Annotated in this window: 16 protein-coding genes and 1 tRNA gene; 12 read left to right on the top strand and 5 right to left on the bottom strand. The window is 71.4% G+C overall.

Annotated features, from left to right (window positions below; genetic code table 11):
- Positions 1 to 192 precede the first annotated feature (192 nt).
- Both ABT026_RS08925 and ABT026_RS08920 read left to right on the top strand, forming a co-directional pair.
- Positions 193 to 981, top strand: coding sequence for an ABC transporter ATP-binding protein (locus ABT026_RS08925; protein WP_351113431.1), 789 nt, complete (start codon positions 193 to 195; stop codon positions 979 to 981).
- Positions 978 to 3566: an ABC transporter permease gene (locus ABT026_RS08920; protein ID WP_351113430.1), complete on the top strand. Its 2589-nt coding sequence runs from the start codon at positions 978 to 980 to the stop codon at positions 3564 to 3566. The genes ABT026_RS08925 and ABT026_RS08920 overlap by 4 nt, the downstream gene beginning before the upstream one ends.
- 293 nt (positions 3567 to 3859) lie before the next feature.
- Here ABT026_RS08920 and ABT026_RS08915 read toward each other — a convergent pair whose 3' ends face one another.
- Entirely contained in the window at positions 3860 to 5233 is a 1374-nt protein-coding gene (locus ABT026_RS08915; RefSeq protein ID WP_351113429.1) for a sensor histidine kinase, read from the bottom strand.
- 155 nt (positions 5234 to 5388) lie between these two features.
- Between ABT026_RS08915 and ABT026_RS08910 the strand changes: the two genes are divergently transcribed.
- The 7 genes from ABT026_RS08910 (at position 5389) to ABT026_RS08880 (ending at position 11851) form a co-directional block, all read left to right on the top strand.
- Entirely contained in the window at positions 5389 to 6258 is an 870-nt protein-coding gene (locus ABT026_RS08910) for a hypothetical protein (protein ID WP_351113428.1), read from the top strand.
- Between the two features lie 8 nt (positions 6259 to 6266).
- Positions 6267 to 6338: transfer RNA gene (locus ABT026_RS08905), tRNA-Gln, on the top strand.
- A gap of 115 nt (positions 6339 to 6453) precedes the next feature.
- Entirely contained in the window at positions 6454 to 7896 is a 1443-nt protein-coding gene (gene glmU / locus ABT026_RS08900; RefSeq protein WP_351113427.1) for a bifunctional UDP-N-acetylglucosamine diphosphorylase/glucosamine-1-phosphate N-acetyltransferase GlmU, read from the top strand.
- 139 nt (positions 7897 to 8035) lie between these two features.
- Positions 8036 to 9010, top strand: coding sequence for a ribose-phosphate diphosphokinase (locus tag ABT026_RS08895; protein WP_108951652.1), 975 nt, complete (start codon positions 8036 to 8038; stop codon positions 9008 to 9010).
- Between the two features lie 222 nt (positions 9011 to 9232).
- Positions 9233 to 9847 carry a 50S ribosomal protein L25/general stress protein Ctc gene (locus ABT026_RS08890; protein WP_351113426.1) on the top strand — a complete coding sequence of 205 codons (615 nt, stop codon included), beginning with the start codon at positions 9233 to 9235 and terminating at the stop codon, positions 9845 to 9847.
- A gap of 174 nt (positions 9848 to 10021) precedes the next feature.
- The gene (gene pth / locus ABT026_RS08885; RefSeq protein WP_351113425.1) at positions 10022 to 10618 is read left to right on the top strand and encodes an aminoacyl-tRNA hydrolase; all 597 of its coding nucleotides are present in this window, start codon (positions 10022 to 10024) and stop codon (positions 10616 to 10618) included.
- A 399-nt stretch (positions 10619 to 11017) separates the two neighbouring features.
- Positions 11018 to 11851 carry a LuxR C-terminal-related transcriptional regulator gene (locus tag ABT026_RS08880; protein WP_351113424.1) on the top strand — a complete coding sequence of 278 codons (834 nt, stop codon included), beginning with the start codon at positions 11018 to 11020 and terminating at the stop codon, positions 11849 to 11851.
- On the opposite strand, the gene ABT026_RS08875 is transcribed toward ABT026_RS08880, so the two are convergent.
- Positions 11810 to 12307: a MarR family winged helix-turn-helix transcriptional regulator gene (locus tag ABT026_RS08875; RefSeq protein ID WP_351113423.1), complete on the bottom strand. Its 498-nt coding sequence runs from the start codon at positions 12305 to 12307 to the stop codon at positions 11810 to 11812. The two genes, ABT026_RS08880 and ABT026_RS08875, sit on opposite strands and share 42 nt — an antisense overlap.
- A gap of 101 nt (positions 12308 to 12408) precedes the next feature.
- Between ABT026_RS08875 and ABT026_RS08870 the strand changes: the two genes are divergently transcribed.
- Positions 12409 to 13212 carry a trans-aconitate 2-methyltransferase gene (locus tag ABT026_RS08870; protein WP_351113422.1) on the top strand — a complete coding sequence of 268 codons (804 nt, stop codon included), beginning with the start codon at positions 12409 to 12411 and terminating at the stop codon, positions 13210 to 13212.
- A gap of 102 nt (positions 13213 to 13314) precedes the next feature.
- Here the strand turns inward: ABT026_RS08870 and ABT026_RS08865 are convergent, their stop codons facing one another.
- Entirely contained in the window at positions 13315 to 13995 is a 681-nt protein-coding gene (locus ABT026_RS08865; protein ID WP_351113420.1) for a TetR/AcrR family transcriptional regulator, read from the bottom strand.
- Between the two features lie 101 nt (positions 13996 to 14096).
- Between ABT026_RS08865 and ABT026_RS08860 the strand changes: the two genes are divergently transcribed.
- Positions 14097 to 15071, top strand: a complete 975-nt coding sequence (locus ABT026_RS08860) for an NAD(P)-dependent alcohol dehydrogenase (RefSeq protein ID WP_351113419.1) — start codon at positions 14097 to 14099, stop codon at positions 15069 to 15071.
- 45 nt (positions 15072 to 15116) lie between these two features.
- Here the strand turns inward: ABT026_RS08860 and ABT026_RS08855 are convergent, their stop codons facing one another.
- Together ABT026_RS08855 and ABT026_RS08850 are read right to left on the bottom strand one after the other, a co-directional pair.
- A complete protein-coding gene (locus ABT026_RS08855; protein WP_502967926.1) occupies positions 15117 to 15812 on the bottom strand; it encodes a TetR family transcriptional regulator in 696 nt (231 codons plus the stop codon).
- A 7-nt stretch (positions 15813 to 15819) separates the two neighbouring features.
- Positions 15820 to 16836 (bottom strand): acyl-CoA desaturase, encoded by a 1017-nt coding sequence (locus ABT026_RS08850; RefSeq protein ID WP_351113417.1) that lies wholly within the window; start codon positions 16834 to 16836, stop codon positions 15820 to 15822.
- Between the two features lie 308 nt (positions 16837 to 17144).
- Here ABT026_RS08850 and ppc point away from each other — a divergent pair, with 308 nt between their 5' ends.
- On the top strand, positions 17145 to 19877 hold the full coding sequence (gene ppc, locus ABT026_RS08845; RefSeq protein WP_351113416.1) for a phosphoenolpyruvate carboxylase: 2733 nt from the start codon (positions 17145 to 17147) through the stop codon (positions 19875 to 19877).
- Positions 19878 to 19955 lie beyond the last annotated feature (78 nt).

Below are 19955 nucleotides of genomic sequence, written 5' to 3'. Positions count from 1 at the left end.
CCGCGCCCGGCGACCGAACGACCCACCCGGACGCACGAGGTGACGCCGCACGTGACACCCGCACCACGCACGACGGCGCACACCGCACCACCGCGCCACGCCTCACCCCGCACCGCGCACCACCGCCCGCCGCACACCGCGAGGGGCCGGACATTTCCTGACACCGACACAGACAACCCAAGGAGACACACCGTGACTTCGGCTGTGACCATCCCCAAGTCCGGGGGCAACGGGAGGACATCGGCCGTCGCCGCACGGGCGCGGCAGGTCGTCAAGGCCTACGGCACCGGAGAGACCCGCGTCGTCGCCCTCGACACCATCGACGTCGACCTGATGCGCGGCGAGTTCACCGCCATCATGGGCCCCTCCGGCTCCGGCAAGTCGACCCTGATGCACTGCCTCGCCGGACTCGACACCGTCACCTCCGGCCAGATCTTCCTCGACGACACCGAGATCACCGGGCTCAAGGACAAGAAGCTCACCCAGCTCCGCCGCGACCAGGTCGGCTTCGTCTTCCAGGCGTTCAACCTCGTGCCCACCCTCAACGCCCTGGAGAACATCACCCTCCCCCTCGACATCGCCGGCCGCAGGCCCGACAAGGAATGGCTCGACACCGTCGTCACCACCGTCGGCCTCGCCGGCCGCCTCAAGCACCGCCCCACCCAGCTCTCCGGCGGCCAGCAGCAGCGCGTCGCCGTCGCCCGCGCCCTCGCCTCCCGGCCGCAGATCATCTTCGGCGACGAACCCACCGGAAACCTCGACTCCCGCGCCGGCGCCGAGATCCTCGGCTTCCTGCGCCGCTCCGTCGACGACTTCGGCCAGACCATCGTCATGGTCACCCACGACCCGGTCGCCGCCTCCTACGCCGACCGCGTCATCTACCTCGCCGACGGCCGCATCGTCGACGAGATGCGCACCCCCACCGCGGAAGCGGTCCTCGACCGCATGAAGGCGTTCGACACCCGGGGGCGCACCTCATGAGCACCACACGCGACGCCTTCCGCGGCTTCCTCGCCCACAAGGGACGCATGGCCCTCTCCGCCGTCGCCGTCCTGCTCTCCGTGGCCTTCGTCTGCGGAACCCTGGTGTTCACCGACACCATGAACACCACCTTCGACAAGCTCTTCGCCACCACCTCCGCCGACGTCACCGTCAGCCCCGGCGACTCCAGCGCCGAGAACGCCTCCACCAACGGCAAACCACCGGCCCTGCCCGCCGCCGTCCTCCAGGACGTCAAGAAGGCCGACGGCGTCGCCACCGCCGAAGGCGCCGTGTGGTCCACCGGCGTCACGGTCGTCGACGCCGAGAAGGACAGCCTCTCGCCCACCGGCGGAGCGCCCACCATCGTCGGCAACTGGACCGCCAACGACGCCCGCACCATGAAGATCACCGACGGCACGCCGCCCCGCGGTCCCGACCAGATCATGGTCGACGCCGACACGGCCGAGAAGCACGGCCTCGCCCTGGGCGACAGCATCTCCGTCATCAACGTCACCGGCACCCACACCGCGAAGATCAGCGGCATCGCCGCCTTCCTCGTCACCAACCCCGGCGCCGCCACCTTCTACCTCGACACCCCCACCGCCCAGCGGACCCTCGTCGGCGAGAAGGACGTCTTCACCGACATCTACGTCACCACCGCCGCCGGCCACACCGACGCACAGGTCAAGAAGGCCCTCGGCACCGCCCTCGCCGGCACCGCCGGCGGCGACTACAAGATCCGCACCGCCGCCGAGGCGGCCGACGACGCCTCCGCCGACTTCGCCGGAGTCCTCGACGTCATGAAGTACGCCATGCTCGGCTTCGCCCTGCTGGCGGCCATGGTCGGCGTCTTCCTGATCTTCAACACCTTCTCCATGCTCGTCACCCAGCGCACCCGGGAGATCGGTCTGATGCGCGCCATCGGCTCCTCCAGGAAGCAGGTGAACCGCACCGTGCTCGCCGAAGCCCTGATGCTCGGCGTCGTCGGATCAGCACTCGGCGTCGGAGCCGGCATCGGCCTCGCCGTCCTCCTCATGGAAGCCATGGGCGCCATGGGCATGAACCTCTCCACCGACGACCTCACCATCGCCTGGACCACCCCCGTCGCCGGCGTCGTCCTCGGCGTCGTCGTCACCGTCGTCGCCGCCTACCTGCCCGCCCGGCGCGCCTCCAAGGTGTCCCCGATGGCCGCCCTGCGCGACCCCGGCATGCCCGCCGACGCCCGCGCCGGCCGCATCCGCCTGGTCCTCGGCACCGTCCTCACCCTCGCCGGAGCAGCCGCCCTCTACGTCACCACCCAGGCCGACTCAGCGGGCACCGGCTCCCAGTGGCTCGGCCTCGGCATCGTCACCACCCTCGTCGGCTTCATCGTCGTCGGACCCGTCCTCGCCTCCGGAGTCGTCCGCGTGCTGGGCGCCGTGATCCTGCGCTTCTTCGGCCCGGTCGGCCGCATGGCCGAACGCAACGCCCTGCGCAACCCGCGCCGCACCGGCGCCACCGGAGCCGCCCTGATGATCGGGCTCGCGCTCGTCGCCTGCCTCTCGGTCGTCGGCTCCTCCATGGTGGCCTCCGCCACCGACCAGCTCGACAAGACCGTCGGCACCGACTTCATCATCCAGTCGCCCAGCGGCCAGCTGATCACTCCGCAGGCCGTCGACGCCGTCCGCGACACCGAAGGCATCGACCGCGTCACCGAGTACAAGCTGCTCCCCGACGCCACACTCACCATGCCCGACGGCCGCGTCGCGCCCAAGGAGTGGCTCAACGCCGCCGACCCCACCTACGCCGAGGACCTCCGCGTCGAGACCGAGGCCGGCGACCTCGCCGACGCCTACAAGCCCGACTCCATGTCCGTCTTCGGCGACTTCGCCGAGAAGTACGACCTCACCATCGGCTCCGAGGTCAAGGTCGACTTCCCCGGCGGCGAGACCGCCACCCTCACCGTCCGCGCCATCACCACCGACGAGGTCACCGTCGACAAGGGCGCCCTCTACCTCTCCATCGGCACCGCGGCCGCCCACATCCCGGCCGACAAGATGCCGCTCGACTCCCTGGTCTTCGCCACGGCAGAGGACGGCAAGGAGGACGCCGCCTACACCGCGCTCAAGACCGCCCTCGACGGCTACCCGCAGTACCAGGTCATGGACCAGACCGACTACAAGGAGATCCTCAAGGACCAGGTCGGGCAGCTGCTCAACATCGTGTACGCGCTGCTCGCCCTCGCGGTCATCGTCGCCGTCCTCGGCGTCGTCAACACCCTGGCCCTGTCGGTCATCGAACGCACCCGCGAGATCGGGCTCATGCGGGCCATCGGCCTCTCCCGCCGCCAGCTGCGACGGATGATCCGGCTGGAGTCGGTGGTCATCGCCCTCTTCGGCGCGCTGCTCGGACTCGGGCTCGGCATGGGCTGGGGCGCCTCCGCGCAGCAGCTCCTCGCCCTCGAGGGCCTCACCGTCCTCGAGATCCCCTGGCCCACCATCCTCGGCGTCTTCGCCGGCTCCGCGCTGGTCGGCCTCCTCGCCGCCCTCATCCCCGCGTTCCGGGCGGGCCGCATGAACGTCCTCGACGCCATCGCCACCGAGTAACCCTCCCGGGCCTCCCGGCCCCTCGACCCCGAGGCCCCGCCCACCCCCCGGGCGGGGCCTCGGTTCGTCCCGGGGCGCCCCGGACCCGGACCCGGCCTCGGCCTTCAGCGTTCGGGCGTCGGGTGTCGGGCGTCAGGCGTCGGGCGTCGGGCGTCGGGCGTCAGCCGTCAGCCACACGGACCCGCCCGCGGCACGGGCCGAGCCCCGCAGCCGCCGACGGGTCGCGGGGAGCGTGCCGAGGCGGGAGCAACGTGCCGGCACACAGGCCGCGTGACGGACCGCCCACCGGGGCGTCACTCCGCCAGGGCCGCCGCGTCCGCCACCGGAGGCACCGGGATCACCGCGGAGACCCGGAACCCGCCCGGGTCCGTCGGCCCCGCCACGAACGCACCACCCAGCGACGTCACCCGCTCCCGCATCCCCAGCAGACCGTTCCCGCCCGACGGGAGCCCCGGCTCCGCCCCGGCCGGACCGCCGCCCGCCGGCTCGTTCTCCACCTGCATCGCCACCTCCCCCTCCCGGTGGGCCACCCGCACCCGCGTCCGCGCCCCCGCCGCGTGCTTGTGCACATTCGTCAACGCCTCCTGGACCACCCGGAACGCCGTCCGCTCCACCACCGGCGGATACCCCGGCGACTCCCCCTCCTCCAGGAACTCCACGACCACGCCCGCCGCCCGCGACTGCCCCACCAGCTCACCCAGCGCCGACAACCGCGCGGGACCCCCGGTCTCCGCCTCGTCCCCGACGCCGCCCCGCTGCTCCGGTATCCGCGGCGCCACCGCCGCCTCCCGCGAGGCCGACACCGGCGCCGCGCCCGCCGCCGGCGTGCTCCGCAGCACCCCCAGCATCTCCCGCAGCTCGGTCAGCGCCTGCCGGCCCATGTCCCCCACCAGCGCCGCGTTCCGCACCGCCTTCTCCGGGTCCTTCAACGCCACCGCCTGCAACGCCGCCGCGTGCACCACCATCAGCGACACGCGGTGCGCCACCACGTCGTGCATCTCCCGGGCGATCCGCCGGCGCTCCTCGTTCCGCGCCCACTCCGCCCGCTCCTCGGCCCGCTCGGCCAGCAGCTGCAGCTCCCGCTCCAGACTGTCCGCACGCTCCCGCAACGACTCCATCAGCCGCCGCCGCGCGCCCACGTACAGGCCCAGCAGCACGGGCGGCGCGGTGTGCCCCAGCGCGGTGGTGACCGCGGCGAACAGCTGGAACCACCCGTCCACCTCAGGGCTCGTGCGCACCAGCGTCACCACCAGCACCCCGGTCAGCGACATCCCGGCCAGCGCACCCGTCAGGCGGCGCGGCAGGTCGGAGGAGGCCACCGTGTACAGGCCGACCACCGCCAGCAGGAAGCCCATCAGCGCGGGCGTGACCGCGAGGCCGACCAGCACCACCGCCACCGGCCACCGGCGGCGGAACCCGAGCACCGCGCCCACCAGCAGGCCGAACACCACGCCCACGGCCACCGGCAGCCCGGCGTCCCGGGCGAAGCCCACACCCTCGACCGCGCACTCCACGGACGACGCCAGCGCCAGCGAGGCGTCCAGCACCACCGCGCGCCAGCGGTGCCACCAGCCCCCCGCGGCCCCGACCGCGGGCCCGCCCACGGCCTCCGCCGCCGGCCCGGCCCGCTCCACCGCCGTCCTTCGCTCTTCCCCCGTCGTGGTCATGCGCCCAGCCTACGGAAGGAGTCCAGTGACGTTCCTGCGGGTTTGCGGGTGGACATATCGATACATGGCCATCGAACTCAAGGTAAAAGCGCTCGAACTGGTGAATCGATCAGGAAACCGTTCCGAACCCGCCCGGACAGGCGGAGAGTGAACCCATGGAACAGCACGAACCCCCACCCGACGACCTCCCGAACCAAGCCGTCGCCCTCCGCCGGCAAGGCCTCAGCACCCGCCAGATCCGCGAGGAACTGGGCATCAACAACTGGGACCTCCGCCCTCTCCTCGCGGGCGAGCCGCCGCCCGAGTGGACCAAGCGCCCCCGCGCCAAGGACGATCTCCGGGAACGCGCCCGCGAGCTCCGCGCCCAGGGCTGGACCTACGACCAGATCAAGGCCGAGCTCGGCTGCTCCAAGAGCTCCGTGTCCCTGTGGGTCAGGGACCTGCCCACCCCACCACGCAAACGCCGCACCCAGGAGGAAGCTTCCGAGATCGGGAAACGCGCCTGGGAGGCCCGACTACAGATCCGCGAGGCAGAACGACAACAGACGAAGGAGGCGGCCAGGCGCGAGATTGGAGCCCTGTCCGAGCGCGAACTCTTCATCGCCGGAGTCGCCCTCTACTGGGCCGAGGGATCAAAGGACAAGCCATACGCCCGCCGCGAGCGCGTCGTCTTCGTCAACAGCGACCCCGGGGTGATCAGGACCTACCTCGCCTGGCTCCGCCTGGTGGGTACCCCCCGTGAACGCCTGCGCTTCGCCGTGATGATTCACGAGGGAGCTGATGCACAAGCCGCCGAGGCGTATTGGGCGGAACTGACGGGCTCCGACGCATCCGCCTTCTACAAGACCACCCTGAAGAGACACAACCCGAAGACAGCCCGGAGGAACACTGGCGAGAACTACCGGGGCTGCCTCGTCGTATATGTCCTCCAGGCAGCCGACTTGTACCGTCGCATCGAAGGGGCTTGGTGCGGCATAGTAGAGGCCGCGACATCGATGGACGGGCAGGATGTCCGTTTCAGGTAGATATGCAGTCCCCTGTGGTGTAATTGGCAACACGGGCGGTTTTGGTCCGCTAATTTCGGGTTCAAGTCCTGACAGGGGAGCGTCAAACTCGGGTCCTGACCGCGCTCGCGGTCGGGGCCCGTTCGCATGTGCTGGTCACCGACCCCCCGGTATCCTGCGAGGGTCCCACTCGTAATACAGCCGAAGGGCACCACCGTGAGCGCCATCCGCCCGGCCGCCGTCGTCGTACTCGCAGCGGGTGAGGGCACCCGCATGCGGTCCGCCACCCCCAAGGTTCTGCACACCCTCTGCGGCCGGTCGCTGGTGGGCCACGTGCTCGCGGCCTCCCGGGAGCTGGAGCCGGAGAACCTGGTGGCGGTCGTGGGCCACGCCCGCGAACAGGTGACGGCGCACCTCGGTGAGATCGACGCCGCCGTGCGCACCGCCGTGCAGGAGGAGCAGAACGGCACCGGTCACGCCGTCCGCATCGCGCTGGCGGAGCTGGGCGAGCAGAACGGCACCGTGGTGGTGGTCTGCGGCGACACCCCGCTGCTGCGCGGCGAGACCCTGCGCTCGCTCGCGCAGACGCACGCCGCCGACGGGAACGCGGTGACGGTGCTGACCGCCGAGGTCCCGGACGCGACCGGTTACGGCCGGATCGTCCGTGACGAGCAGGGCGCGGTGACGGGCATCGTGGAGCACAAGGACGCCTCCGAGGCCCAGCGGGCGATCCGGGAGATCAACTCGGGCGTGTTCGCGTTCGACGGCCGGCTGCTCGCGGACGCGCTGGGCCGGCTGCGCACGGACAACAGCCAGGGCGAGGAGTACCTGACGGACGTCCTCGGCATCCTGCGCGCGGACGGTCACCGGGTCGGGGCGAGCGTGGCGGTGGACCACCGGGAGATCGCGGGCATCAACAACCGGGTGCAGCTGTCGGAGGCGCGGCGGATCCTGAACGAGCGGCTGCTGGAGCAGGCGATGCTGTCCGGCGTGACGGTGGTGGATCCGGCGTCGACGTACCTGGAAGTGACGGTGACGTTCGGTCAGGACGCGCTGGTGCACCCGAACACGCAGCTGACGGGTTCGACGCATGTCGGCGAGGGCGCCGAGGTGGGTCCGAACAGCCGGCTGAACGACACCGAGGTGGGTCCGGGCGCGCGGCTGGACAACACGGTGGCGGACGGGGCGATCGTGGGGCCGGAGGCGTCGGTGGGTCCGTTCGCGTACCTGCGGCCCGGTACGCGGCTGGGTCTGCGGTCGAAGATCGGTACGTACGTGGAGACGAAGAAGGCGGAGATCGGTGAGGGGACGAAGGTCCCGCACCTGACCTATGTCGGTGACGCCACGATCGGTGAGCACACGAACATCGGCGCGGCCAGTGTGTTCGTGAACTACGACGGCCAGGAGAAGCACCACACAACGATCGGGTCGCACTGCCGTACCGGTGCGGACAACATGTTTGTGGCTCCTGTCACTGTCGGGGACGGCGCGTACACCGCGGCGGGGTCCGTGGTGACCACGCCGGTGCCGCCCGGTGCGCTGGGCGTGGCCCGTGCCCAGCAGCGGAATATCGAGGGTTGGGTGGTCCGGAAGCGTCCCGGGAGCGCGGCGGCGAAGGCGGCCGAGGAGGCGTCCCGGCGGGCGGGCGACGAGGGCTGACCGTGTTCAGGCCCGTCTGATCGGGCGTACCGTGATAAGTGCAGAAACCGCACCACCCCCCAGCCGGGCGGGCAGGCGCCGTCCGGCGCTCTCCCCTGCCCCGCCCGCTGTGAGACCACACCTCTGAGGAGACAGTGCTGTGACCGGGATCAAGACGACCGGCCAGAAGAAGATGATGTTCTTCTCCGGCCGCGCCCACCCCGAGCTTGCCGAGGAGGTGGCGCACCAGCTGGGCGTCGAGGTCGTCCCGACCAAGGCGTTCGACTTCGCGAACGGTGAGATCTACGTCCGTTACCAGGAGTCGGCGCGTGGCGCGGACTGCTTCCTGATGCAGAGCCACACGGCCCCCATCAACAAGTGGGTCATGGAGCAGCTGATCATGATCGACGCGCTGAAGCGTGCGTCGGCGCGGTCGATCACGGTGATCGTCCCGTTCTACGGCTATGCCCGTCAGGACAAGAAGCACCGTGGGCGTGAGCCGATCTCGGCGCGTCTGATCGCGGACCTGATGAAGACGGCGGGTGCGGACCGGATCCTGACGGTCGACCTGCACACGGACCAGATCCAGGGCTTCTTCGACGGTCCGGTGGACCACCTGTTCGCGCTGCCGCTGCTGGCGGACTACGTGGGCGCGAAGGTGGACCGGGACAAGCTGACGGTGGTCTCGCCGGACGCCGGCCGGGTGCGGGTGGCGGACCGCTGGTGCGACCGTCTGGGTGCTCCGCTGGCGATCGTGCACAAGCGGCGCGACAAGGACGTGGCGAACCAGGTGACGGTCCACGAGGTCGTGGGCGAGGTCAAGGACCGGGTGTGTGTGCTGGTCGACGACATGATCGACACGGCGGGCACGATCTGTGCGGCGGCGGACGCGCTGTTCGCGCACGGTGCGGCGGACGTGATCGTGACGGCGACGCACGGTGTGCTGTCGGGTCCGGCGGCGGACCGTCTGAAGAACTCGCGGGTGAGCGAGTTCGTGCTGACGAACACGCTGCCGACGCCGGGTGAGCTGGAGCTGGACAAGATCACGGTGCTGTCGATCGCTCCGACGATCGCGTCCGCGGTGCGTGAGGTGTTCCAGGACGGTTCGGTGACGAGCCTGTTCGACGAGCAGTGAGCCTCCGGTCCGGCTTCGCCGCCGGGCTCTGCTAGATCGTTTTTGTGCGGCCTCCTTGGCCGAGTAGACTCTGGGAGTTGCTCGGCGAGGGAGGCCGTACTTCTGTGTACGGCGGTCCGTTATCGACGCGCTCTTCGTAGCAGGCCGATGTTTGGCCGGGTGACCGATCCCGATCGCCGTACTCGTGTACGGCGGCCCGTTCCACTACGAGGAGTGTGAGCCATGTCCGAGGTGAAGCTTTCCGCCGAGACCCGTACCGAGTTCGGCAAGGGTGCGGCCCGTCGCATCCGCCGCGCGAACCAGGTTCCGGTCGTTCTGTACGGCCACGGCACCGAGCCGAAGCACCTGTCCCTGCCGGGTCACGACCTGCTGCTGGCGCTGCGTACGCCGAACGTCCTGATCTCCCTGTCGATCGACGGTGAGGCCACCGAGCTGGCGATCCCGAAGTCCGTGCAGCGTGACCCGCTGCGTGGCTTCCTGGAGCACGTCGACCTGCTGCTGGTCAAGCGGGGCGAGAAGGTCTCCGTCGAGATCCCGGTCGTCACCGAGGGCGAGCTCGCCCCGGGTGCCGGTCTGGTCGAGCTGGTCCAGGCGTCGCTGACGGTCGAGGCCGAGGCCACCCACATCCCCGAGTCCGTCGTGGTCTCCATCGAGGGCCTCGAGGCGGGTGCGAGCGTCCTGGCGAAGGACGTTCCGCTGCCCAAGGGTTCGTCGCTCGCGAGTGACGCGGAGGCCGTCGTGCTGTCCGTGGTCGCGCCGCAGGCGGAGGAGCCGACCGAGGGTGAGGCCGGCGAGGAGGCCGCCGCTCCCGAGGGCGACGTCGTCGACGAGGGCTGAGTTCTCGCGTAGTCGTGTCACCGGCCGCCGCTCCTTCGGGGGCGGCGGCCGGTGTCGTTTCCGCTTCAAGGGCCTGATTCCAGGGCCTGTTTCGGGGGCCTGTTTCCGGGGCCCGTTTCGAGGGCCTGTTTCCGGGGCCCGTTTCGAGGGTCTGTTTCCAGGGAGAGTGACGTGGTGTCCACTGACGCGAATGCCCCGTGGCTGGTGGTGGGGCTCGGCAATCCGGGGCCGGAGTACGCGATGAACCGGCACAACGTCGGCTTCATGGTGGCGGATCTGCTGGCCGGGCGGATGGGTGGCCGGTTCAAGCGGGCCGGCAAGGCGCAGGCGCAGGTGGTGGAGGGCCGGGTGGGTCCTCCGGGGCCGTTGGGGCGCCGGGTGGTGCTGGTGAAGCCGATGTCCTTCATGAACCTGTCCGGTGGTCCGGTGAACGCGCTGCGGGACTTCTACAAGGTGCCGCTGGCGCACGTGGTGGCGGTGCACGACGAGCTGGACATCGATCACGGGACGCTGCGCCTGAAGCTGGGTGGCGGTGACAACGGGCACAACGGTCTGAAGTCGATGACGAAGGCGATGGGTCCTGACTACCACCGGGTGCGGTTCGGGATCGGGCGGCCGCCGGGGCGGATGCCGGTGGCGGACTTCGTGCTGAAGGACTTCTCGTCGGTGGAGCGCAAGGAGCTGGACTTCTTCGTGGACCGGGCGGCCGACGCGGTCGAGGCGCTGGTCCTGGAGGGTCTCGAGCGGGCGCAGAGCGCGTACAACTCCTGATCGGCCGGCTGTTTCCGCTCCTGCGGGGGTGCGGCTGATCCGTGTGCGCCCCGGTGTGCCGTGCCCGCTCCCCCAGGTTCGGCGAATCCGCTTCCCGTCCCGGCCCCCGCCCGTACTCTGATGTGCAGTACCGGTGGGGGCCGGTGCCGTTCAGGGGGCGAGTCGGTCGGGTACGGCGTCCGGACCCGGTGGGCGGAGAGGCGTGCGGACGAGGGCTCGGCGGCGGCCGGCCCTGTGTCGTCCGGTGCGGTTCGCTGTCGCCGGGGCCCGGCGGCCTGGGTTTCGGTCCGGGCGTCGTGCCGGCATCGCCGATGGGCGCCGGCGCCGGGACGCGTTCCGGGGCGCCGGCGCCGCGGCGCGTGCCCCCGCACACTAGGCAGACGGGACGGGGTGGGTCGTATGGTCCGCGTTCGGGTGCTGGTCGTCGACGACCACCGCATCTTCGCCGAGTCGCTGGCCGCCGCCCTGGCGGCCGAGCCCGACGTGGACGTGTCCGCGGCGGGCAGCACGGTGGCGGCGCTGAGATGTCTGGAGCGGGCGGCGTCGGAGGGGCGGCGTTTCGACGTGCTGCTGGTCGACGCGGATCTGGGCGGCGGGCATCCGGGGGTTTCCGGTGCCGTGGGTGCGGGTTCTTCGGCAGGGGCCAGGTTGTCGTTGCCGTCCCAGGCTTCCGGGGGGCCGGCGGCCGCGGGTGCGGAGGGTGCGGGCCTGGTGGCGGGTGACGGGATCGCGCTGGTGGCGACGGTGCGGTCGGCGCATCCGGGCGTGCGGACGGTGGTGCTGGCGGAGAAGGACGATCCGCGGCGGGCCGCGCAGGCGTTGCAGGCGGGGGCGTCGGGCTGGGTGGCGAAGGACTGTTCGCTGTCGCGGCTGCTGACGGTGGTGCGGGGGGTGCTGCGGGACGAGACGCATCTGCCGCCGGCCCTGCTGACGGGGGTGCTGCGGGAGATGACCGCGGCGCGGCGGCACCGGACGGAGAGCGAGCGGCTGGTGGAGTCGCTGACGCCGCGTGAGCGTGAGGTGCTGCGCTGCATGGTGGCGGGGCTGGGCCGCAAGGCGGTCGCGGAGCGGCTGTTCCTGTCGCCGCACACGGTGCGCACGCACATGCAGAACGTGCTGGGGAAGCTGGGCGTGCACTCGACGCTGGCGGCGGTGGCGCTGGCGCGCCGGGCCGGGGTGGGGCCGGTGGACCTAGCCGGGGATGTTGTCGAACGGGGCGGTCAGCCGGCGTAGCAGGGTGGCGAGTTCGCCGCGTTCGCCGCGGGACAGCTCGGACAGCAGGGCGCGTTCCTGGTCGAGGAGGCCGGCGAGGGCCAGGTCGGCCCGGTTCTTGCCCTCCTCGGTGAGGCGGACGAGGACGCCGCGGCGGTCGCTGGGGTCGGGGAGGCGTTCGACGAGGCTCTTCTTGGTGAGCCGGTCGATGCGGTTGGTCATCGTGCCGGAGGTGACCAGGGTCTGGGTGAGGAGCTGGCCCGGGGAGAGCTGGTAGGGGGCTCCGGCGCGGCGCAGCGCGGTGAGCACGTCGAACTCCCAGGGTTCGAGGTGGTGCTCGGAGAAGGCGAGCCGGCGGGCGCGGTCGAGGTGGCGGGCGAGCCGGCTGACCCGGCTGAGCACTTCGAGTGGTTCCACGTCGAGGTCCGGGCGCTCCCGGCGCCATGCTGCGACCAGCCGATCGACCTCGTCCTCCATGCGATCAGTGTAGTGGTTGTGTCGACGTGAAGTCTCTTGACGTCCAGTGTCTTGATGTCGATTCTCTTGACGTCGAGATACCTGCCTGGTGCACTGGGGTCATGAACTGGGATGCCGAGCAGTACTTGCGTCATGCGGGCGACCGCGCACGGCCGTTCGCCGATCTGCTGGCCCGGGTGCCCGGGCTGCCCGGGTCCACGCCGCGGATCGCGGACCTGGGCTGCGGGCCGGGCAACACGACGGCGGCGCTGCTCGCGGGGAGGTGGCCCGGGGCGCGGATCACCGGGTACGACAACTCGCCGGCGATGCTGGAGCGGGCGGCCGCGCTGGCCGGTCCGACGGAGGGCGGGGGCTCGCTGGAGTTCGCCCACGCGGACCTCACGGAGTGGAAGCCCGGCGGGTCGTACGACCTGATCGTCTCCAACGCGGCGCTGCACTGGGTGCCGGGGCACGTGGAGGCGCTGCCGGGGTGGGCGGACGCGTTGCCGCCGGGCGGGGTGCTGGCGTTCCAGGTGCCGTACAACCTGGACGCGCCGGCGCACGCGCTGATGCGGGAGACCGCGCGGGGCCCGCGGTGGGCGGAGCGGCTGGCGGGGGTGCTGCGGGGCACGGACTCGGTCGCCGATCCGGCCGTCTACCTGGACCTCTTCGCGCGGCTCGGGTTCGCGGTGGACGTCTGGGAGACGACGTACCTGCACGTGCTGCCCGGCGAGGACGCGGTGCTGGACTGGGTGTCGGGCACGGGGCTGCGGCCCGTGCTGGCGGCGCTGTCCGACGATCCCGAGGCGCGGGACGCGTTCGTCGCCGCGTACGCGGCGCGGCTGCGGGAGGCCTACCCGCGCCACCCGTACGGCACGGTCCTGCCCTTCCGCCGCCTGTTCTGCGTGGCGGTGGCCCCGGCCTAGGGTCTGTCCGGCGGATCACGCACGTGGGTCGCGGGGTCTGGCACGCACGTCTGCGGCGTTGTCGCCGGACCGGACGCGCCCTGCGGCAGGCGCCGTCTCCCGTCAGGTTCCGGGGGGCCGCTGCCTCTGGGGGCTGTCGGTCGTCATCGGGAGGCTGCGCAGTGCCAGGGCAGTCGGTGGGGGCAGCGGCGTGTTGGCCCTGTCGGTGCGGAACGACTGGAGCAGATAGGCCACCAGGCGCCGGGACGCCGCACCGTCGTCCGGCAGGGCGGTCACCAGGGCGCCGTGCGCCAGCAGGACCACGGCGAGGTCGGAGGGGTGGAAGTCGGCCCGCAGCGCGCCCGACGCCTGGGCCCTGCGGACCAGGGTCGTGAAGTCCCGCTCGGCTCGTCGCCGGGACCGCGCGTGTTCCGACGTGCTGTCCGGGAAGGCCGCGACGAACGCGGCGGGGAACCCGCGTTCCTCCCGTTGCAGGGCGCAGACCGTCTCGACCAGCTGCTGGAAGCCCTGCCACGGGTCAGGGGCGGCCAGAGCCTCGGTGAGCGCCCGCGCGCAGGTCTCGGTCTGCTGCGCGAACGCGCCCCGCACCAGGGCGTCCCGGGTGGGGAAATGCCGGTACAGCGTCGCCACGCCGACCCCGGCCCGTCGGGCGACGGTCGCCATCGGGGCGTCGATCCCGTGCTCCGCGAAGACCGCACGGGCCGCGACCAGGACGCGTTCCCGGTTGCGCCGGGCGTCGGCCCGCACCCCGTCCCGGGCTGTGATCCGAGATGATTCCGCCATCGCTGTCTCTCACTTCCGGCCCAAACGGACGATTGCGTCCACTTAAGAGCTTACGGTCGGTGCCAGACCCCTGTACGGCCCCCCGGCGGCAAAGGCAGACGATGAACGACCGCAACGACCGCATGATGAAGGCAGTGCTCTACGACCGCTACGGCGGCCCCGACGTGCTCTACACGGGCCGCGTGCCACGCCCCGAGCCGGCCCCCGGTGAGGTCCTCGTGCGGGTGCGCGCGTTCAGCGTCAACGGCGGCGAACTGGCGGCCCGTGCCGGCCGCCTCCGGCTCCTCACCGGCCGGACCTTCCCCAAGCGCGTCGGCCTGGACTTCACCGGCGAGGTCGCCGCGCTGGGGGCCGGAGTCACGGGGCTTGCGGCCGGTTACCGCGTGTGGGGGGTGTTGGGCCGCACCTCCGGGTTCGGCAGCGCCGCCGAGTACGTGACCGTGCCCGCCGAGCGGGTCGGCCGGCTCCCCGACGGCCTTGACCTGGTGGACGCCGCCGCGCTGCCGGTGGCCACCACGGCCATCACCGCGCTGCGGGACAAGGCCGGGCTGCGTCCCGGCGAACGACTCCTCGTCCGGGGCGCGGCGGGCGGTGTCGGCAACGCCGCCGTCCAGCTCGGACGGGCGTACGGCGCCGAGGTGACGGCCCTGGCCCGCGCGGCCAACCTCGACTTCGTCCGCGGGCTCGGCGCGCACGAGGCCGTGGACCACCGGACCGTGCGGCCGACGGAACTGGGCCGCTTCGACGTGATCCTGGACACCGCGGGGACCGACCTGCGGGCCTTCCGGCGCCTGCTGAATCCCGGCGGGCGCATGGTCGCCATCGCCTTCGACCTGAAGCGGCCCGCCGCGTCGCTCGGCTACCTCGCGGCCGGCACGGTTCACGGACGCGGCCGGGTGCGCTTCTTCAGCGGGAACCCCACGCGGGCGGACTTCGACGACCTCGCCCGCCATGTGGTCGAGGGGAAGCTGAGGCCCGCGGTGGACACGGTCTTCCCCCTGGAGGAGACGGCAGCGGCACACCGGGCGCTGGAGGCGGGCGGCGTCCGGGGCAAGTACGTGGTCAGGGTCGCGTAGGACGTCCGCGGACGTACTGATCACGGCCGCTCGCCGGGGCCCGGGTCAGGACTTGCGGTGGCCGATGAGTTTGGGCTTCTGCTCGAGGCCGTCGAGGCCGTGCCAGGCGAGGTTGACGAGGTGCGCGGCGACCTCCGCCTTCTTGGGACGGCGGACGTCGAGCCACCACTGCCCGGTGAGGGCGACCATGCCCACCAGCGCCTGCGCGTACAGCGGCGCCAGCTTCGGGTCGAACCCCCGGCTCTTGAACTCCCGCCCGAGGATGTCCTCGACCTGCGTCGCGATGTCGGAGATCAGCGAGGCGAAGGTCCCGGTGGACTGCGGGATCGGGGAGTCCCGCACCAGGATGCGGAAGCCGTCGGTGTACTCCTCGATGTAGTCGAGGAGGGCGAACGCAGCCTGTTCGCACAGCTCCCGCGGGTGGCCGGCCGTCAGCGAGCTGGTCACCATGTCGAGCAGCCGCCGCATCTCACGGTCGACGACCACCGCGTAGAGCCCTTCCTTGCCGCCGAAGTGCTCGTAGACCACCGGCTTGGAGACCCCGGCCCTGGCCGCGATCTCCTCCACGGAGGTCCCCTCGAAGCCCTTCGCGGCGAAGAGGGTGCGTCCGATCTCCAGCAGCTGCTGGCGTCGCTCCGCTCCCGTCATCCGGGTGCGGCGCGTGCGCCTCGGCGGTTTGCCGTCGCGCGTCTCGTCGCGGGTCCGGTCGTCGTCGCTGGAGCTGCTGGAGTCGGTCACCACATGACAATCATGCCGCGTCGGCCGTGGCGCGCTCCCGGCGGGACCGGCGGGCGTCGGGATCACGCCGCGCGGCGAGCCGCTCCTCGGAGGGCCAGCGGACGTCGTAGGCCCAGCCGAGCTGTTCGAACCAGCGGATGAACCGCGCCGAGGAGTCGATCTGCCCCTTGAACACGCCGTGGCGGGCGGAGGTCGGGTCGGCGTGGTGCAGGTTGTGCCAGGACTCGCCGCAGGACAGGACGGCCAGCCACCACACGTTGCCGGAGCGGTCGCGGGACTTGAAGGGGCGCTTGCCGGTGGCGTGGCAGATGGAGTTGATGGACCAGGTCACGTGGTGCAGCAGGGCGACCCGGACGAGGGATCCCCAGAAGAACGCGGTGAAGGCGCCCCACCAGGACATGGTGACCAGGCCGCCGACGATCGGCGGGATGGCCAGGGACAGGATGGTCCAGCCGATGAACTGGCGGGAGATGGCGCGCAGCGCCGGGTCCTTGATCAGGTCGGGCGCGTACTTGTCCTGCGGGGTGCGCTCCTCGTCGAACATCCAGCCGATGTGCGCCCACCAGAGGCCCTTGATCAGGGCGGGGACGCTCTCGCCGTAGCGCCACGGCGAGTGCGGGTCGCCCTCGGCGTCGGAGAACTTGTGGTGGCGGCGGTGGTCGGCCACCCAGCGGACCAGCGGGCCCTCGACGGCCATGGACCCCATGATGGCGAGGAAGATCTTCAGCGGGCGCTTGGCCTTGAAGGAACCGTGCGTGAAGTGGCGGTGGTACCCGATGGTCACACCGTGGCAGCCCCAGTAGTAGAAGAAGACCATCAGGCCCAGGTCGAGCCAGCTCACCCCCCAGCCCCAGGCCAGCGGCACGGCCGCCACCAGGGCCGCGAACGGCACGATGATGAAGAGGAGCAGGGCGATCTGTTCGATCGAGCGCTTCTGCTCGCCACCGAGGGTGGCGCTGGGCAGAGGCTTTCCGGCGGCGTCTACGTCCCGCGAGTCTTCGTCGAGCACTTCGGAGCTGGTCGTCATCGGCATCCCTCGAGTGGTGGAGAAGGGCAGGCAAGGGGCGGGGTGACGGAGTTCCGCGGGTGTCCCACTTCCTACGGTTCCGTAACCTACGGCATCGTAAGTATGGCAGCGCCGTGTCTCACAGCAAGAGCCGTTCGCCCGCGTGTGCCGGTGGCTGCCTATCCTTAGACCCGGTCGGACAGCGCGGTCCGCTCCTCTATTCAGTCTCTTCCCGGACGAACCGAGCCCGAAAGCCGTGAACGGCCGCACGGGTGGTGCGTCCGGGTGCCCTGCCAGACAGAGCTTCACCGTTGCAAGGAGCCGCACCTGTGAGCAGTGTCGACGACCGGACCACCACCACGAGCAGCGAACTGCGGAGCGACATCCGCCGTCTGGGTGACCTTCTGGGTCAGACCCTGGTCCGGCAGGAAGGTCCTGAGCTGCTGGAGCTCGTGGAGAAGGTCCGCAGACTGACCCGGGAGGACGGCGAGGCCGCGGCCGAGCTGCTCCGGGGCACCGAGCTGGAGACGGCCGCCAAGCTGGTACGTGCCTTCTCCACCTACTTTCATCTCGCGAACGTCACCGAGCAGGTGCACCGAGGGCGTGAACTGCGGGCGCGCCGCGCGGCGGAAGGCAGCCAGCTGGCCCGTACGGCGGACCGGCTGAAGGACGCGGACCCCGCGCACCTGCGGGAGACCGTGCGCAACCTCAACATCCGCCCGGTGTTCACGGCGCACCCGACGGAGGCCGCGCGCCGCTCCGTGCTGAACAAGCTGCGGCGCATCGCGCACCTGCTGGAGACGCCGGTGATCGAGGCGGACCGTCGCCGTCACGACACCCGGCTGGCCGAGAACATCGACCTGGTGTGGCAGACGGACGAGCTGCGGGTGGTGCGTCCGGAGCCGGCCGACGAGGCCCGCAACGCGATCTACTACCTGGACGAGCTGCACGCCGGCGCGGTCGGCGACGTCCTGGAGGACCTGACCGCCGAGCTGGAGCGGATCGGCGTCGAGCTGCCGGACGAGACGCGGCCGCTGACCTTCGGCACCTGGATCGGCGGTGACCGGGACGGCAACCCGAACGTCACCCCGCAGGTGACGTGGGACGTGCTGATCCTTCAGCACGAGCACGGCATCAACGACGCGCTGGAGATGATCGACGAGCTCCGCGGGTTCCTCTCCAACTCGATCCGCTACACCGGCGCCACCGAGGAGCTGCTGGAGTCGCTGGGGCAGGACCTGGAGGTCCTGCACGAGATCAGCCCGCGCTACAAGCGGCTGAACGCCGAGGAACCGTACCGGCTGAAGGCGACCTGCATCCGGCAGAAGCTGCTCAACACCAAGGAGCGGCTGGCCAAGGGCACGGCGCACCGGCCGGGCCGCGACTACCTCGGCACCGCGCAGCTGCTGGCCGACCTGGTGCTGATCCAGACGTCGCTGCGCGAGCACCGGGCCGGGCTGTTCGCGGACGGCCGGATGGACCGCACGATCCGCACGCTGTCGGCGTTCGGTCTCCAGCTGGCCACCATGGACGTGCGGGAGCACGCCGACGCCCACCACCACGCGCTGGGCCAGCTCTTCGACCGTCTGGGCGAGGAGTCCTGGCGGTACGCGGACATGCCGCGGGACTACCGGACGCGGCTGCTGGCCAAGGAGCTGCGTTCGCGCCGCCCGCTGGCGCCGAGCCCGGCCCCGCTGGACAAGGCGGGCACGAAGACGCTGGGCACCTTCGACACGATCAAGCGCGCGCTCGACGTCTTCGGGCCCGAGGTCATCGAGTCGTACATCATCTCGATGTGCCAGGGCGCGGACGACGTCTTCGCGGCGGCGGTGCTGGCCCGCGAGGCGGGACTGCTCGACCTGCACGCCGGCTGGGCGAAGATCGGCATCGTGCCGCTGCTGGAGACCACGGACGAGCTCAAGGCCGCGGACACCATCCTCGACGACATGCTCTCCGACCCGTCCTACCGGCGCCTGGTGGCGCTGCGGGGCGACGTGCAGGAGGTCATGCTCGGCTACTCGGACTCCTCGAAGTTCGGCGGCATCACCACCAGTCAGTGGGAGATCCACCGCGCCCAGCGGCGGCTGCGTGACGTGGCGCACCGGCACGGGGTGCGGTTGCGGCTGTTCCACGGCCGGGGCGGCACGGTCGGCCGTGGCGGCGGCCCGTCGCACGACGCGGTGCTGGCGCAGCCGTGGGGCACGCTGGAGGGCGAGATCAAGGTGACCGAGCAGGGCGAGGTCATCTCCGACAAGTACCTGGTGCCGTCGCTGGCCCGGGAGAACCTCGAGCTGACGGTGGCGGCGACGCTGCAGGCCTCGGCGCTGCACACCTCGCCGCGGCAGTCGGTGGAGGCGCTGGCCCGCTGGGACGCGGCGATGGAGGTCGTCTCCGACGCCGCCCATGTGGCGTACCGCAAGCTGGTGGAGGACCCGGACCTGCCGGCGTACTTCTTCGCCTCCACCCCGGTGGACCAGCTGGCCGACCTGCACCTGGGCTCGCGGCCCTCGCGCCGGCCGGACGCGGGCGGTGGCCTGGACTCGCTGCGGGCGATCCCGTGGGTGTTCGGCTGGACGCAGTCCCGGCAGATCGTGCCGGGCTGGTTCGGCGTGGGTTCCGGCCTGAAGGCGCTGCGGGAGGCGGGTCTGGACCCGGTCCTGGCGGAGATGCACCAGGAGTGGCACTTCTTCCGGAACTTCATCTCCAACGTCGAGATGACGCTGGCGAAGACGGACCTGCGGATCGCGTCGCTGTACGTCGACAACCTGGTGCCCGAGGAGCTGAAGCACGTCTTCGACGCGATCAAGGCGGAGCACGAGCTCACGGTGGCGGAGGTCCTGAAGGTCACCGGTGAGACGGAGCTGCTGGACGCGAACCCGGTGCTGAAGCAGACCTTCGCGATCCGCGACGCCTACCTGGACCCGATCTCCTACCTCCAGGTGATGCTGCTGAAGCGGCAGCGCGACGAGGCGGCGGCCGGCCAGGAGGTCGACCCGCTGCTGTCGCGGGCGCTGCTGCTGACCGTCAACGGTGTGGCCGCGGGCCTGCGCAACACCGGCTGACCCGCCCCGCGGACGCCACGGCGCCCCCTCCCCGCCGTCGCGGGGAGGGGGCGCCGTCGTGTGCGGCGACGGACACGG

The sequence above is a fragment of the Streptomyces sp. NPDC002734 genome, from assembly GCF_040295685.1.
Taxonomy (GTDB): Bacteria; Actinomycetota; Actinomycetes; order Streptomycetales; family Streptomycetaceae; genus Streptomyces.
The sequence above is the reverse complement of the archived record's forward strand: the minus strand, read 5'-3'. Positions and strand labels throughout refer to the sequence as shown.